A 16,720-nucleotide genomic window follows, 5' to 3' on the forward strand; every position below is an offset into this window, starting at 1 on the left:
CAAGAAATTTCCGCAATTCCCCCAAGCTGTACTCAGGAAGACAACAGATAAGAACGAAGAGACCGCCCCCCGAATCGATTGTGCGGAAGATCAGAGTTGAACCGGCCAGCTCCAGGAAGGACCAGCCGGATGCTTGGGAAATATCCCGGAGTGGCATCCTCTCTTAGCGGAGCGGCGCAAGCCCAATGCCATCTACTTTGTAGCGGAACGGCGCGAGCCGTCCGGTGACGCGCCGGAAAACACCGACGATTTACCGGACGGCTTGCGCCGTTCCGCTAATAAAATCCCCTCGATTGGTTCTAAAGTAGATGGCATTGGGCGCAAGCCGTCCGGTGCCGCAACAACGGAGGGCTCGCGACCTTCCACGACGAAAGAAACCACGACGTTTCTTCGCAACAGTTCCCTGGGCCGGCCTTCGTTGCGTCCCGACCTCTGAGACATGGATCCACGAAAAAAGGCCGGCCTCTTTCGGTGGAAAGAAGCCGGCCTGCGAATGTCATTCAGCGTTCAAGGACGAACGGACTCAGCTGCAACCCATCGAGTTGCCACAGTTGTGGCACAGGTAGCAGTTGCCGTTGCGGACCGTGATGCTGCCACAGTTGTCACAACTGGGAGCGTCGGTTTGGAATCGCGAGAACTGGTCGGATTGCCCGCCCAATCCATCGGTCGACTTTTCTGCCACCGCACCGGCGGCGGAATCGCCGTTGGTGTGCCCGTTGGTTGCACCACCGTTGCTAGAACCGTTTTGCAAACTGGCCAACAACGTGGCTCGTTCGACCAACGCGACCGCAGCCCCCGCGTCGGCTCGCAGTTCCGCCATCACGGGACTGTTGTTGTTCGCCGTTGCTCCGGCAGGAGCGTTGGTCAGGTCGGGACCGTTGCCACCTGTTTTGGCCGCACCTTCTGCACTGGGAGAATAATCGTTGCCGGACATGAACGTGATGCCCAACCAACGAGCGATGTAATCCACGACGCTCTTGGCGATGCGGATGTCCTTGTTGGACGTGTGTCCCATGGGCTCGAAACGGGTGTGACTGAACTTGTTGACAATCACTTCCAGTGGCACGCCGTACTGCATCGCGATGGAGAGCGCGGTGCCGAAGCTGTCCATGATGCCGCCGATCGTCGACCCTTCTTTGGCCATCGTGATGAACATTTCACCCGGACGTCCATCGGGATACAAACCGACGCACAAGTAACCTTCATGTCCAGCGATGCTGAACTTGTGAGTCAAACTTTGACGGGTGTCAGGCAAACGTTCGCGACGCGGTTTGTAAACGATCTTCTCGACCGTTTCGACTCGAGCGGCCTCCGCTGCGTCGGTGGCTTTCTGCTCGTCCGACTTGGTGTTCAGAGGTTGCGACTGCTTGCTGCCGTCACGATAAATCGCGATGGCCTTCAGTCCCAATTCCCAACCCCAGAAGTAAGCGTCAGCGATGTCTTGCGGCGTCACATCGGTGGGCATGTTGACGGTTTTGCTGATCGCTCCGGACAGGAACGGTTGAGCAGCGGCCATCATGGTGATGTGAGCACGCCAGCCGATGCTGCGAACACCGTTGGCTGGTTTGAAAGCACAATCGAACACGGCCAAGTGCTCGTCCTGCAAACCGGGGGCACCCTCGATCGTGTCGTTGGCATCCACGTACTTCAGGATCTCTTCGATCGTGTCAGCGTCGTAGCCCAGTTTCTTCAAACCCAGCTTCACGGTTTGGTTGACGATCTTCAACATCCCGCCGCCAGCGAGTTGCTTGTACTTCACCAACGCGATGTCCGGCTCGATGCCCGTCGTGTCGCAGTCCATCATGAAGCTGATCGTGCCGGTGGGTGCCAATACGGTCGCTTGAGCGTTGCGGAAGCCGTACTTCTCGCCAATTTCCAGCACGCCATCCCACAATTCGCGAGCGGCTTCTTTCAGTTCCGCGGGGCCATCGTCATTGATTTGATCGCAGGCGTCGCGGTGCATTTGCATCACGCGGAGCATCGGGGCTTCGTTTTCGGCGTACCCGTCGAACGTTCCAACGACGCTGGCAAGCTCCGCACTGGTGCGGTTGGCTTCGCCGTGCAACAGAGAGGTCAAGGAACCGCACATGCCACGAGCAGCGTCGCTGTCGTAAGGCAAACCAGCCGTCATGACAACGCTGCCGAGGTTCGAGTACCCCAGTCCCAAAGGACGGAACTTGTGGCTGTTGCGAGCAATTGGCTCGGTCGGGTAGCTGGCGTGATCGACCAAGATTTCTTGAGCGATGAAGAACGTGCGGCAAGCGGCACGGAAACGCTTGTGATCAAACACCCCGTCCGACTGGACGAACTTCATCAAGTTGATGCTGGCCAGGTTGCAAGCCGTGTCATCCAGGAACATGTATTCCGAGCAAGGGTTCGATGCGTTGATCGCTCCGCTGTTCGGGCACGTGTGCCATTTGTTGATCGTCGTGTCGTATTGCACGCCGGGGTCGCCACAGTGCCAAGCGCACTCGGCCATTTTGTTGAGCAACTCTTTGGCGACGTAACTGGGTGGATCGGTGGTGGGTTTGTCGGTGATCCAGCGAGTTTGGAAGGTTCCGTTCTTGCGAACCGCTTCCATGTAGTCGTCGGTCAAACGAACCGACAGGTTCGCGTTTTGGAAACAAACGCTGGCGTAAGCTTCGCCGTTGAAGTTCGAATCGTAACCTTCCCGAATCAACGCGTGAGCCTTCTTTTCTTCCGCCCATTTGCACTCGATGAACTCGAGAATATCGGGGTGCCAGACCTTCAGCGACTGCATCTTGGCCGCACGCCGAGTCTTGCCGCCCGACTTCACGACGCCAGCGATCGAGTCATAGACTCGCATGAACGACAACGGGCCGGAGGGCGTTCCACCGCCGGAGAGTTTTTCGCGTTGGCTGCGGATGGTCGAAAGGTCGGTTCCCGTGCCGCTGCCGAATTTGAACAACATCGCCTCGCTGCACGCCAGACGCATGATGTCTTCCATGTTGTCATCCACGGACTGGATGAAACACGCCGAACCTTGAGGGTATTCGTAGGGGTTGTTGGGCTGGGCGGTGGTGTTCTTGGTGCGGTCCCAGTGCCAGTTGCACATGTCGCCTTCGACACCGTACTGGGTGTGCAAACCAACGTTGAACCACACGGGACTGTTGAAGGCACCGTGCTGGTGCAAGCACAACCAAGTCAGGTCGCGGTAAAAACGCTCGCCGTCTTCAGGCGAGTCAAAGTAACCGTCGGCCAAACCCCAATCGCTGATCGTGCGGGTGACACGGTGGATCAGTTGACGAACACTGCGTTCGCGCTCTTCCGTGTTCTTCGGGTCGCCATAGAAGTACTTCGAAACGACCACGTTGGTCGCCAATTGACTCCAGGACGCTGGCACTTCGCAGTCGGTTTGCTCGAACAGGGCATGGCCGGATTCGTCTTTGATCGACGCCGAGCGCAAATCCCAAGCGGTGGTTGCGAACGGGGTCCGCCCATCATCAGGGCAGAAAGTGGTTTTGATCTTCAAACCGGCACGATCGCCTCGCAGGGCGGTGCCAAACTTCTCGCGTGCGTACTCGACGCCATGCTCGGAATCGACCTTTTCCAAGGCGGGGTCATTGGCGGGAAGGCGGGAAGTGGCGTTCGACTCGGGCAGAACAGTGGACATAGCGCGTCACAAACTCCTTAAAGAGATCGTCCGTGGACGGTGCACCGGAAGTTGCCATTCGCGGTCCTCGCGAAACAACCGATTCCGTCAAATTTGAAATGAGAGCTGGCTGTCGCCACTGAGTGCCACTTCCGTGGGCGAAACGACCTGCCGGGTGATCCAAGGGTCGATTTCGGATCTTTGATCGTCAAAATCGATGCAAAATGATTTGCTATCACTACCGGTAGTGGTTTACATGCCTTCGAGGCACTACATGTGGGCGACGGCGGGAATATTAGAGGTTCCCAGGATTGTGTCAATCTCGAATTTCAAACTGCCGTAAACAACGATCAGCAATCGGTTTGCGCGCTGCTCCGAAATTGCACCCCAGGCATCTTCGGCCTCCTAACCGTCGACGTAAAGCTCGCTGTGGTGAAGAGTTAGTGAATCTCCCGTGAACACCGTTTGGCCTCGTGGAAAACTTGTCGGGAATCAATTTTTTCTTCTCATCACCTACCAACTACCCGGTCACTTGGGGAGATCGTGAGAGGTGGGTAAGAAGTAGTGGAAAGGGGATCAGGGGCTGCAGGGAATCAGGGAACAAGAGTCTGGTGGATCGATTGAAAAAGTGAAATTGACAATTTGAAATTGTAAAATCGGAGGCGTGGGCTCTGACTTGCTCGGTGGGCTGCCTGGCGGGTGGATACCTTGCTTGTTTCCAACGCCTCGGCCATGTGTCGGGGCAGGATCTGGCCTGCCACAGACGCTCGCTGAGCAGATCACAAGTCACTTTGCCATTTGCAATTGTCAATTTCGCTTTCTCAATGCTCGCCCGCTCCGCTCCCCAAACTTCGTTTCGGGAGAGGGGCGACAGGTGGAAAAACGCCAACCAGCCATATCAAAAACGGCACGACCTCGGAGGCTGAAGGGACTGCACGAGCACGAGCACGAGCACGAGCACGAGCACGAGCACGAGCTAGAAGCTAGAAGCTAGAAGCTAGAAGCTAGAAGCTAGAAAAAAACCACTGTGGCCCTGAGCTTCGGAGGCCCTTTCCCACTTCACGCCTTGACCGGTGTGGCGGGATCCGATTATCGTCAGACGCATGAGCGGACAACTTTGCCTCCTACTGAATCTCGACCTCAGCCTTCTAGCGAACGGCCTGAGCGGATTCGTGGTGGACGCCTGACGGCGGTTGTCTTAATTTTCCATCGAATGAATTTGCCCGGGCCGCACTTGCCGCGACTCGGGTTTTTTTGTGCCCGAATCCCTGTGTGGCGGGTGCGATTCGGGGGCTCCGAAGTTTATCTTCTCCCCTTTCCGAGATTGCAGTCCCATGTCTGACCAACCGACACCTGATGCCATGACCCAGTCCGCCGAATCCCAGTCTGCCGATTCCCCAGCCACCGAGAACTTGGCCACTCGCCAAATTCGAATCTTTGACACCACGCTGCGTGATGGCGAGCAATCGCCCGGTGCCAGCATGAACTTGGCGGAGAAGCTCGAGGTTGCGTCGGCGCTGGTTGATTTGGGGGTCGACATCATCGAAGCCGGTTTCCCAATCGCTTCCCCAGGGGATTTCGAATCGGTCCGGCAAATCGCCACCACGATTCGCGGGGCCACCATCTGCGGGTTGGCTCGTTGTGCAGAGAAGGACATCGACCGGGCGTGGGAAGCGCTGAAGACGGCTCCTCAGGCTCGCATCCACGTGTTCTTGGCCACCAGCGCGATTCACCGCGAATTCAAACTGCGGATGACACCGGACGAGATCGTCGAACGAGCCGTGGCTGGGGTTCGCCGCGCCGCTTCGCATTGCGACGACGTGGAGTTCTCGCCCGAAGACGCCTGCCGGACCGAGCACGATTTCCTGTGCCGCGTCGTCGAAGCCGCAATTGACGCCGGAGCCACCACCATCAATGTGCCCGACACAGTCGGCTACACCACGCCAGGCGAAATCTTCGACCGCTTCAAAATGTTGCGGGACCGGGTGCCGAACATGGACAAAGCCGTCTTGAGCACGCACTGCCATGATGACTTGGGCATGGCGGTTGCCAACTCGCTGGCCGCCGTGGACGCCGGGGCCGGACAAATCGAATGCACGATCAACGGCATCGGAGAACGAGCCGGCAACGCGGCGCTCGAAGAATTGGTGATGGCGATGAAGACCCGCCAGGACTTCTATCACTGCCAAACCAACATCAATTCAAAACGCTTGGTCCCCGTCAGCCGCTTGGTCAGCAAAACGACGGGCATCAATGTGCAACGCAACAAAGCGATCGTCGGTCGCAACGCGTTCGCACACGAATCTGGCATTCACCAAGACGGGATGTTGAAGGAACGCACCACCTACGAAATCATGTCGCCCGAAGAAGTCGGCTTCACCAAAACCGATTTGGTCTTGGGCAAACACAGTGGACGCGCCGCACTGGCTGATCGTGCCAAGCAATTGGGCATGACGTTGACCGGGGAACAGTTGCAAGAGGTCTTCGAAGCCTTCAAAGAACTCGCCGACAAGAAAAAGGAGATCTACGACGGTGACATCGTCGCGTTGGTCCAACAGAAAATCAGCGAAACCGTCGCTCCGGAATGGACCCTGATCGATTACGAAGTCACCAGCGGCAAGAACCAAACCCCGAACGTGCGGGTCACCCTGCGACGTGACGAGCAAGACTTCACGGAACAGGTTGCTCAGGGCGACGGACCGATTGACGCCGCGTTTTGGGCGGTCGAAAAAATCACCGGCATTCAACTCGTCTGCAAAGACTTCCGGGTCCGCAGTGCCACGCTCGGTCGTGACGCGATCGGCGAAGTCAACTTGGAAGTCGAGCACGAGGGCAAGACTTATCGCGGGACTGGCGTCAGCACGGACAGTGTCGAGAGCACGATCCTGGCCATGCTGAATGCGATCAACCGCGTCGTCGCGGGAATCGCTTCCGATCCAGGCGAATTGCCTCAGCCCTGATCGCGAAGTTGATTGAACGCCGAGCTCGGTTTGGTTCTTCGGAAGTGCTCCCGAAACGCAAGCCTTTCTAACAACCGAGCCATCCGAATTATTGGCGAATCCGGCTACCAGTAGGCCGGACCGCAGCGAAGCGGAGTTCCGGCAGCGCAGAGTAGAACAGTTGTCTCAACTGTTTGCGTGCCAGGGACCAACTCGTCGAGCAGCATGACGCGATCGTGAGCATGGTTGGACGCAGAGGCGGGGAGACGCAGGGGCGCAGAGTGCCGGACAATTCCAGTCACCCAATCGCGAGATTCAACGCAACTGCTTCCCGCTGATCCTCTCACTCCTCTTGAGCGATCCCATGCGTCTCTGCGCCCTGGCGTCTCTGCGTCAAGAAACATCCCACCGCTCAGCACGGCAAGGCACGAAACGCAAGCCTCTCCAACAACCGAGCCATCCGAATTCTTGGCGAATCCGGCTACCAGCGTGGTGTTCGAGCTGGCCTACAACCTCGCTCTATCGATCCAAGTTTTCGGGTCGGCGTTTGAGCCTCACCTCGACCGTCATCGGTTCCCCGTCCCGAGTCAGTTCCACGTTGAGCAACGTTCCATGCCCCAGATTCGCGATCAGACGCATCAAGTGCCCGACATCGCTGACTCGCACACCGTCGACTTTCAGCACGATGTCGCCGACGTCCAGCCCCGCGATCGCGGCCGGTGAATCTTCGCCGGTCACCCCAGAAATCAGGGCCCCGCGAACTCGCAGGTCCTCCCCGCGATGCATCGAATCCGGGACCTCTGACAACAGAACCCCCAGCCATCCGCGTTCCACCTTGCCCGTTTCACGAATCCGATCATAGATCTGGCGAGTCACGTTGCTGGGGATCGAAAAGCTGACGCCTTGATAAGTGTCACCGACAATCGCTGTGTTGATGCCAACCAAACGCCCGCGAGCGTCGACCAACGGGCCGCCACTGTTGCCTGGATTGACGGCCACATCGCTTTGCATGAAGTCTTGGTACCGGGCGCTGGAACCGTGTTGCACACCCGCCCGAACGACCCGGTGTTTGCCGCTCAAAATCCCAAACGTGATCGTGCGATCCAAACCAAAGGGACTGCCCACCGCCCAAACTGGTGACCCCACCCGCAACGCATCGCTGTCGCCCCAAGCGATCGGAATCAAACCGTCCGCGTGGACTTTCAACACCGCCAAATCGGTGGGTGTGTCACTGCCCACCAACGCGGCGGGCAAACGTCGCCCATCACTGAGCGTCACACTGATCGCGACGCCATCGGCGATCACATGCCGGTTGGTCAAGATGTAGCCGCTCTCGTCGATGACCACACCGCTGCCTTGGTCGGACAAGGTGTAACTGTCTTCGCCGAGCAAACGCTGCAGGCTGCGATCTTCCTCGGAAACGGATCGTTCGACGTCGATGTGAACCACGGTGGGGCCCACCGCGGACGTGACCATCTCATACGCTCGACTGAGAGAATCCAGCGAGACGTTTCGCAAACCTTCGACGCCGGTTTCATTTTCGGCACGCATCTCGCCGCGATGCCAGGCGTATCGAATCTCTTCAACGATGTGCGGGACGCTGTACCGAGCCAGCAACAACATCAGTGCCATCGTGGCCAACAGTGTCAGGCTCTGCAAAACCGGATGCGGTTGCACCGTGACTGACGGGCCGCTCTCGGCATCCGACCGCGGTTCGTCAGCCGATGAACTGGCAACAGGTGGGCTGGCAACAGGTGGAGAAGGGCATTCCGAGTGACTGTCGTCTCGCGCGGAGGACGAATCCGCAGGGAAGTTGCCGAAACAAAATCCAGCCGCCTCCATCTCGGGATCCGACGAAGGCTCCTCCGCCTGAGAACCCTCCCACCCAGATCTCATCCCGTCTTTGGCCGCGTTCAGCATGGCTGATTCGGCATCTTGATCCGCCGAGAACACCGAAGGCACAGGGATGGGCGTGATCCCATCGAGCGACATCGGTTCGTCAGAGGGCTGGTCGTTTCGCATGGCCACAATTCCAAAAGGAAGGCGTTCCAGATCCAAAACTGAAACGAGGAAGTGCTGGTCCCCGTGGGAGAGATGCAGTCAGGGAGGGAGCCTGATTGTAGCGACCTGGCGAAGCGACTTCGTAACAATTTTGGTTCACACCGCACGGCAGAGGGGTCCACGAGCACAGAGGGGGGCCGATCGCAGCGATTTTCGCAGCTGAAACGTCTCGGATTGGGGCTGCCGCAGCGCGAACCCCCTTTCGGACGTCATCGAAGCGTTTTCAAACCTAGACTTGCTGCGCGCGTTCCGTGCGCGGTCAAACAAAATCGGTTTGAAAGCTCCCAAGAATTGGATCTCCATTCGTGCATCCGTTGTGTTGATGTTTGCCGGAGCAACCCTGCTGTCCTGACCACCCAAACACCGACTTCGAACCTTTGTGAGAAGATTCCACCGCCTGGTCTTCTGGAATGTCCGATATCTAGGTGTGTCCCGGACACCGATTGCCTCCCAGCAAGGTTTGCCCAAAGCAAACAAGTGGTTCCACGGACGACCAAATTAAACCAAACCTTCCATGGAGATTCCCTATGAGCCGTTTCCTCGTTCCTGCCGTTTTGGCTTTGGCTGTTGTTGCTTGTAACGTTCAAGAAGCAAGTGCTTTCGGACACCTGAAATCGTTGTTCGGCGGATGTGACAGCGGATGTGACGTCGCTTGCGAACCAACTTGCGGTTGCGAGCCAATTTGCGAACCCGTTTGCGGTTGCGAAGTCATCGAACCTTGCTGTGCACCCAAACAAGGCTTGCTGCAGCGTTTGTTCGCTAAGAAGCATGGCTGCGACGCTTGCTGCGAACCAGTTTGTGAGCCAGTTTGCGGATGCGAATCCGTTTGCGAACCAGTTTGTGGTTGCGAAGTTGTCGATCCTTGCTGTGACAGCGCACCTTGCTGCGACCGTCCCGTCTTGGGCATGTTCAAGAAGCTGTTCAGCCGCAAGAACGCTTGCTGCGACAGCGGATGTGACATCGTTGAGCCAACTTGCGGTTGCGAATACATCGAGCCTTCCTGTGGCTTCGAAGCACCAGCTTGCGGATGCGGACACTGATCCGTCCGACGCAACACTGACTCAAATGACCCCGTTCGTGTACGAAGCCACGAACTGAGTCGCCCTTGAGATTCCGATTGCCCTCGTGTTTGAAACCTCGGTTTCGAACGCGAGGGTTTTTCTTTGCGCGCTGATCAAGTGTGGCATCGGCAGTTGATGGAGTGCGTCTCGCAGATGGAGCGATCTGCCGATGGGCGATAGCCCACGGTCACCGAAGACGAACCGAACGCGATCGCCAGCATGGTTCGACGCAGAGGCGGGGAGGCGCGGAGACGCAGAGTGCCGGACGACTCCAGTCACCCAATCGCGAGATTCCAAGCCACTGCTTCCCGCCGAACCTCTCACTCCTCTCGAGCGATCCCATGCGTCTCTGCGCCCTGGCGTCTCTGCGTCAAGAAACATTCCAACGCTCATTGAGGCACGAAACGCAGGCCTCTCAAACAACCGAGCCATCCGAATTCTTGGCGAATCCGGCTACAAGTAGGCCGGACCGCAGCGAAGCGGAGTTCCGGCAGCGCAGAGTAGAACAGTTGTCTCAACTGTTTGCGTGAAGGGACCGACTCGTCGCGCGGCACGACGCGATCGTGAGCATGGTTCGACGCAGAGGCGGAGAGGCGGGGAGGCGCAGAGTGCCGGATGATTCCAGTCACCCAATCGCGAGATTCCAAGCAACTGCTTCCCGCTGATCCTCTTACTCCTCTCGAGCGATCCCACGCGTCTCTGCGCCCATGCGTCTCTGCGTCTCTGCGTCTCTGCGTCAAGAAACATCCCACCGATCAGCACGGCACGAAACGCAGGCCTCTCAAGCAACCGAGCCATCCGAATTCTTGGCGAATCCGGCTACCAATGTAGGCCGGACCGCAGCGAAGCGGAGTTCCGGCAGCGCAGAGTAGAACAGTTGTCTCAACTGTTTGCGTGAAGGGGACCGACTCGTCGAGCGGCATGACGCGATCGTGAGCATGGTTGGACGCAGAGGCGGGGAGGCGCAGAGTGCCGGACAATTCCAGTCACCCAATCGCGAGATTCAACGCAACGGCTTCCCGCTGAGCCTCTCTCTCCTCTCGAGCAATCCCATGCGTCTCTGCGTCCTGGCGTCTCTGCGTCAAGAAACATCCCACCGCTCAGCACGTCACGACACGCAAGCCTCTCAAGCAACCGAGCCATCCGAATTCTTGGCGAATCCGGCTACCAGCGTGACGATCCGAATTCTTGGCGAATCCGGCTACCAGTAGGTTCCGGCAGCGCCCTCAGGCGTCCTTGTAAACGACCTTCGACGAACCTTCCACGATCCGGCCGATCGGTGAGCAAGTGATGCCGGCCTCGGAAAGCTGGCTGGCGACGCTGGCGGCGTAATACTCATTGACCACCACGGCCATGCCGATGCCCATGTTGAACACGCGCCGCATCTCGGACGTGGCCACGTCACCGGTTTGTTGCAACCAGCGGAAGATGGGGTTGGGCGTCCAAGCGTTCGGATCGATCTCCGCGTTCACGCCTGGCGGCAAGATCCGGTCCAGGTTCTCTTCGATCCCACCACCGGTGATGTGAGCGATCCCGTGAAGGACTTGCTTGACGCGGTAATGAGACTGGATCGCACGAATCGCCGAGACATAAATTTTGGTCGGACGCAGGCAAACCTGAGCGAGCGTTTCAGGTGACGAGCTGTCTTCGTTCAGTTCGTCAATCACATCGCTCCATTGATGCCCATGATCAGCGATGATTTTTCGAACCAGGGAGAACCCGTTGCTGTGCAGCCCGGACGCTTGCAGTCCCAACACGACATCGCCTGGGGCGATCAGGTGCCCATCGACCAACCGCTTGCGTTCAACGACACCGACCGCAAAACCGGCCAAGTCATAATCTTCCGTGCCGTACATGTCGGGCATGATCGCGGTTTCGCCACCAAGCAGGGCGAGATCCCCATCGACGCAGCCATCGCTGATGCCTTGGACGATGCGTTCCAAGCGAGCTGGATCGTCTCGTCCCATCGCGACGTAATCGAGGAAGAACAGCGGCTCGGCGCCGGTGCAGATCAAATCGTTGACGCACATCGCGACCAGGTCGATTCCCACCGTTTCGTGCTGGTTCATCGTTTGAGCGATTTTCAGCTTGGTCCCGACCCCATCGGTGCCGCTGACCAAGACGGGTTCTTCGTAATTCCGAGCGAACAGTTTGCCGGGAAAATCCAGGCGAAACAGTCCCGCGAAACCACCGTCGCTGGGCATGACGCGAGGGCTGAACGTACGGTGCATCAGCCGAGGCAAGCGGCTCATCGATTCAGCGTAGACATCCAGATCGACGCCGGCGTCTTTGTAGGTCGAAGCCATGAACGAGAAATTTGACGGGGAGAACGGGCTAGGAAACGCCCAATCATGACCGCCCAACCCCGAAATGACGAGACCGGGCCCCGAATTGCCTTGAGATATTCCGTTTTGCTGCCCGAAAGCCGAATTCGCCAGCCGAAACGGCCTGTTGATTCACTCGAGTTCACAACCCGACGCGTGAGCGAGGGACCCACAGGCTCGTTGCAATCGCACACGATCCCTCGCTCATGCTTCGGGTTAGGATTCAATCAACAAGCCGAAAGCCTCCGGTTTGTCGGGCAAAAAATAAAACCGGTCCGGATTTCAGCATTCTTTGCACGGATCGCTCGTGGCGTTGTCACTAACAAGGGTGGGGACCTGCCGCGTCGATTCCATTCGCATTGAGAAAATGGAACGCCGCGGGCCGCGTTCCGACGAGTTCCTGCTTGCAAACTTGCTTCGATCCAACCTTGCTTTTTCACCGGAAATTTCCGATGCGTTTGACCCTTCGAACCCTGCTGGCCTACCTCGACGACATGCTCGACGAGCAAGACGAGAAATTGCTGAAGCAGAAGATCGACGAAAGCACCTACGCGACGTCCCTGGTCGCTCGAATCCAATCCGCGATGGACCACCCGAGTTTGGGTGCGATGTCGCCCGACGCGGTTGGGCCACTGGAAAATGCGAACGTCATCAGCGAGTACCTCGACAGCACGCTGTCAGCCGAACAAATCGCCGAGGTCGAACGAGTCTGCTTGGAATCCGACACCACGCTGGCCGAAGCGGCCGCCTGCCACCAAATCCTGACGATGGTGCTGGGCCAGCCCGCACGGGTGAGCGATGGATTGAAGGAACGGATCTACACGTTGCCCGCCAGCGAGGCGCTTCGCAACATGGAACAACAGATCGAACGGGCCCCCGACGCGAATCCTTCCAAATCGATCTCCAGCGCGGAAACCGCTTCGTATTCTTCGCTGGACATTCCTGCCAACGAAAAGGCGGCGGCAGACGCATCCGGGGACCCCACCATCGGTCAAGACGACACGCATGCGGCCACCCCGATCGCTCCGGTCGGCCCCAGCGACTCGGGCGTGGCGGACGCGCCAACGCGATTGCGGAACCCGGTCGGACATGCCGCCAACCCGTCCTCGTCGCGATCCGAAGCCGAATTGGTCGCCCGAACCACACGCGCAATGATGCGAGAGGACGGCTACGGCGGCATGGTGCGTCCCTCGCGAATCACACCCTGGCTGGTTTCATTGGCCTTGGTCGCCGTGCTGCTGTTTTCGTTGGGCAAGATCTTCGCGCCCTTGATCGAGCAACGCATCGCTGATCGAGACACAGTGAACGACGATGCCGTGACTACTCCCGATACATCCGAGCAAACCCCCGCCGCCACGCCCTCGGGTCCCGCACCGCCTGTTCCGGGCTCGCCACCGACCACACCCATCCCCGACGAGGCGTCCGCCGAAACAAGCTCGGAAGAAACAGTCCCATCACCCCAAGAGGATTCGGCGACCGGCGATGTCCCGATGACCACCGCGCAGACGCCAGCGGAAACGACCACGCCTGAAACCGATGTGGTCGACACCGCCCCAGCCTCCACACCAAACACCAGCGCCGATGCCCCGGACGTCACGCCAGCCGAGATGACCGACACGGCCGAAGTCGCACCGCCGAAGCCGCCCGAGACACTTCCCGCGGAAACGGCACCAACCGCCGACGCCACCGCGACAACTCCACCCGAAGTGGCGGAGGTTTCCAACGTTGCCAGTGGCACGGAAGTCGCCCATCTGGTCAACGGCCAATCGGTCGTCCTGGTTCAGAACCCCACCGCGAACTCGGCCGAAGCCAGCGAGGAGGCTGACGCGGTCAAGACCGCTGGCTGGCGTCGATTGTGGCCTGCACTGGCAGAGCCCGAGGATGAATCCGCGGAAGCGAATCCAGAAGCCGCCCCAGACGATCGCTTGCGTTTCGTCGGTGCCAGCCAGACCGTCTTGGCCCCTTCGTTGTACCGCCCGATCTTGGCGGGTGACCAAGGCGTCGAATGGACATTGGCGGGTCCCACACGCCTGACCATCTCACATACCCAGTCCGTCGCGGCGACTCCATCCACTGCCACCATCGAGGAACCAGACGCCATCGATTCCGAAGAACCCGGTGACGACGCCCAGCCGCCCGAGACGGAGCCAACCCCATCCGTCACGACGGTCACCCGTTTGCAGGACGGCCGCTTGCTGCTGGCATCCACGCGAGACAACGTGACCGCCACTTGGGAATTGGGTCCACGGACGATCGAGATGACGATGCCGGAATCCCAAACCGTGCTGGCGATTGAGATGACGCACCTGCGACCTCTTGGTATGGACCCGCGAGTTCCCGGCAACCGAATGCCGATCTACCGAGTCACGGCGGTTCAGGGCTCCGTCCAACTGAAGGACCAAGCCTCAACTCCAATCGACGGTGACGCGGAATCAGCCCCCGAGGTGGTGACCTTGGAACCGAACCAGCAATGGCGGGGACGCGGCACCGGGGAAGCAGAGGTCAGCGACGTTGAACGATTGCCCAACTGGATCGATCCTCCTGAAAAAGCGGACCTGCTGGTCACCTCCGCTCGAGAAGGGTTGCTGGAATTTGTCAGCCGCGATGGTTCGTTCGATGACAAACAATTGGAAAAGGAACTGCGGGAAGCAATGGCGTTTCGCCGCGTCGAAGTCTCGGCCTTGGCAGCTCAAACGTTGCTGATGATCGGACGAGCGGACGTGTACTTCGGTGCCACCGGCATCCTCAGCACGCCCCGTCATCGCCTGTACTTCACCGAGCACTTCCAGCAACTCCGCCAACACATGGCGTCCGACGCGGAAGCAGCCAAAGCCATCGACAACGCGATCCAGCAAGCCGAACAGGCCGATGGAGAAACTCTGTTTGAATTGTTGGTGGGATACAACAACGAACAACTCGAGGCCGGTGCGGATGCCAAGTTGGTCGAGTACCTGAGTTCGAGTTCCATGTCGGTCCGCGTGCTGGCGATTGAAAACTTGCGAGACATCGTGGGCGACACCCTGGGGTACCGTCCCGACCAAGAAAACGTGTCGCGTCGAAACAGCGACATCAAGAAGTGGCAAGCACGACTGCGCCGCGGCGACATTCGGTACACAGCCGAGGATTGATGCCACGACGACGCCTGTCACCGCGCCGCGGCTTTGGGGCGGAGGAGCTGCGGCCGAGAACTCGGGTTGAAACCCGAGCCTGACAAATGTCATCGCTCCGCGGTTGAAACGTTCCCGGCAACAGTCGCGGAGCGACGGCATGGGACAGCCTTGGGTTTCAACCCAAGGTGCCCAAGATTGCCATGCATCGGCAAGTCGCGGAGCGACGACAGGTGCCCCTGCATCACGACACCTGTCACCGCTCCGCGGTTGGGACGGGCATGATGCCCAAGCAGCAAAAATTTGTGTCGTGATCGTGCGGTGGATAAGATGCTTGGCCCCTCCCGTTCTTCTCGCCTTTCCCCATCGAGATTCCCACCATGATTTTGTTGCCACGTGCCTTGGCACGCACCGCCGTGCTCGCCTTCGTTGCCTCCATGATTGCCTCTGTCGGAATCGATTCGGCGGCGGTCGCTCAAACGCCATCGACCATCGGCCGAGTGGAACGACTCGATGATTCGCTCAATCAGTTCCTCGCAGTGGATGTCAAGATTGAAGTCCTGGCGGCCGGGTTCACTTGGACCGAAGGCCCGGTTTGGGTTCCCGCTCAAGAGGACGGTCAAGAAGACGCGTTGCTGTTCAGCGACATCCCACGCAACACGATCTATCGCTGGAGCAAAAGCCAAGGCGTGGAGTTGTTCTTGGAACCCAGTGGCTACACCGGCAACACGTACTACGGGTTGGAACCGGGCAGCAACGGGTTGATGCTGGACGCGAAAGGCCGTTTGGTCATGTGCGAGCATGGCGACCGACGCGTGTCGGTGCTGACGATCGGCGGTGGCAAGCAAACGATCGTCGACAACTACCAAGGCAAACGGCTGAACAGCCCCAACGATCTGGTGTTTGACCAAGCCGGCAACCTGTACTTCACCGACCCGCCGTATGGATTGCCCGAGCGTGCCGAAGACAAACGACGCGAATTGGATTTCTGCGGCGTGTACCGCGTCTCAACGTCGGGTGAGGTGACGTTGTTGACGGATTCCATCGCGCGGCCAAACGGCATCGGCTTGTCGCCAGATGAGAAGACGTTGTACATCGCTCAAAGCGATCCCCAAGAACCCACTTGGATGGCTTACCCGTTGAAGTCCGACGGCTCTCTTGGTGAGCGACGAGTGCTCGGCAACGCCAGCGATGCGATGAAGGAATTCCCCGGCCTTCCCGACGGCATGGCCGTTCATAGCCAGGGGACCTTGTTCGCCAGCGGTCCCGGCGGAATCTACGTGATGACTCCCGATGGCAAGTTGCTCGGCCGGATCCTCACCGGCGGGCGGACCAGCAACTGCACCTTCGACAGCGACGAAAAGTGGCTGTACATGACCGCCGACGACAAACTCTGCCGAATTCAGATTGGCCACTGATCGCTCCGCGGGGCAAGGTGCCAGGCACGTTCCCCGGCACGGAGCTTCCCTTGGGTTGCGAAATGTTTGCTATTGGCGTTCCGATCGCGAATGCAATTTTTCTTCTGGCTTCTGTCTTTCTTCATCCCGGTAGGGATTTCAGATGGTAGCCGGGGGTTGCTGCGTAGCAGCGTACCCCCGGAAAACGAGCTTCCATC

Annotated in this window: 7 protein-coding genes; 4 read left to right on the plus strand and 3 right to left on the minus strand. The window is 58.8% G+C overall.

Going from position 1 to position 16,720, the window contains the following annotated elements:
• Positions 1 to 523: 523 nt before the first annotated feature.
• Positions 524 to 3,634 carry a vitamin B12-dependent ribonucleotide reductase gene (locus RISK_RS19395; protein WP_047815983.1) on the minus strand — a complete coding sequence of 1,037 codons (3,111 nt, stop codon included), beginning with the start codon at positions 3,632 to 3,634 and terminating at the stop codon, positions 524 to 526.
• A gap of 1,313 nt (positions 3,635 to 4,947) precedes the next feature.
• On the opposite strand from RISK_RS19395, the gene RISK_RS19400 reads away from it, so the two are divergent.
• Positions 4,948 to 6,573, plus strand: coding sequence for a 2-isopropylmalate synthase (locus RISK_RS19400; protein WP_102017633.1), 1,626 nt, complete (start codon positions 4,948 to 4,950; stop codon positions 6,571 to 6,573).
• A gap of 498 nt (positions 6,574 to 7,071) precedes the next feature.
• Here RISK_RS19400 and RISK_RS19405 read toward each other — a convergent pair whose 3' ends face one another.
• Positions 7,072 to 8,574 (minus strand): S1C family serine protease, encoded by a 1,503-nt coding sequence (locus tag RISK_RS19405; RefSeq protein ID WP_047815994.1) that lies wholly within the window; start codon positions 8,572 to 8,574, stop codon positions 7,072 to 7,074.
• A 2,152-nt stretch (positions 8,575 to 10,726) separates the two neighbouring features.
• Here RISK_RS19405 and RISK_RS32280 point away from each other — a divergent pair.
• Positions 10,727 to 10,885: a hypothetical protein gene (locus tag RISK_RS32280; RefSeq protein ID WP_160311464.1), complete on the plus strand. Its 159-nt coding sequence runs from the start codon at positions 10,727 to 10,729 to the stop codon at positions 10,883 to 10,885.
• A 15-nt stretch (positions 10,886 to 10,900) separates the two neighbouring features.
• Here the strand turns inward: RISK_RS32280 and purM are convergent, their stop codons facing one another.
• Positions 10,901 to 11,980 carry a phosphoribosylformylglycinamidine cyclo-ligase gene (gene purM / locus RISK_RS19420; RefSeq protein WP_047815986.1) on the minus strand — a complete coding sequence of 360 codons (1,080 nt, stop codon included), beginning with the start codon at positions 11,978 to 11,980 and terminating at the stop codon, positions 10,901 to 10,903.
• Between the two features lie 470 nt (positions 11,981 to 12,450).
• Here purM and RISK_RS19425 point away from each other — a divergent pair, with 470 nt between their 5' ends.
• Positions 12,451 to 15,126, plus strand: coding sequence for a hypothetical protein (locus tag RISK_RS19425; RefSeq protein ID WP_047815995.1), 2,676 nt, complete (start codon positions 12,451 to 12,453; stop codon positions 15,124 to 15,126).
• A 359-nt stretch (positions 15,127 to 15,485) separates the two neighbouring features.
• On the plus strand, positions 15,486 to 16,523 hold the full coding sequence (locus tag RISK_RS19430; RefSeq protein ID WP_047815987.1) for an SMP-30/gluconolactonase/LRE family protein: 1,038 nt from the start codon (positions 15,486 to 15,488) through the stop codon (positions 16,521 to 16,523).
• Positions 16,524 to 16,720: the final 197 nt, after the last annotated feature.

The organism is Rhodopirellula islandica, assembly GCF_001027925.1.
Lineage (GTDB): Bacteria > Planctomycetota > Planctomycetia > Pirellulales > Pirellulaceae > Rhodopirellula > Rhodopirellula islandica.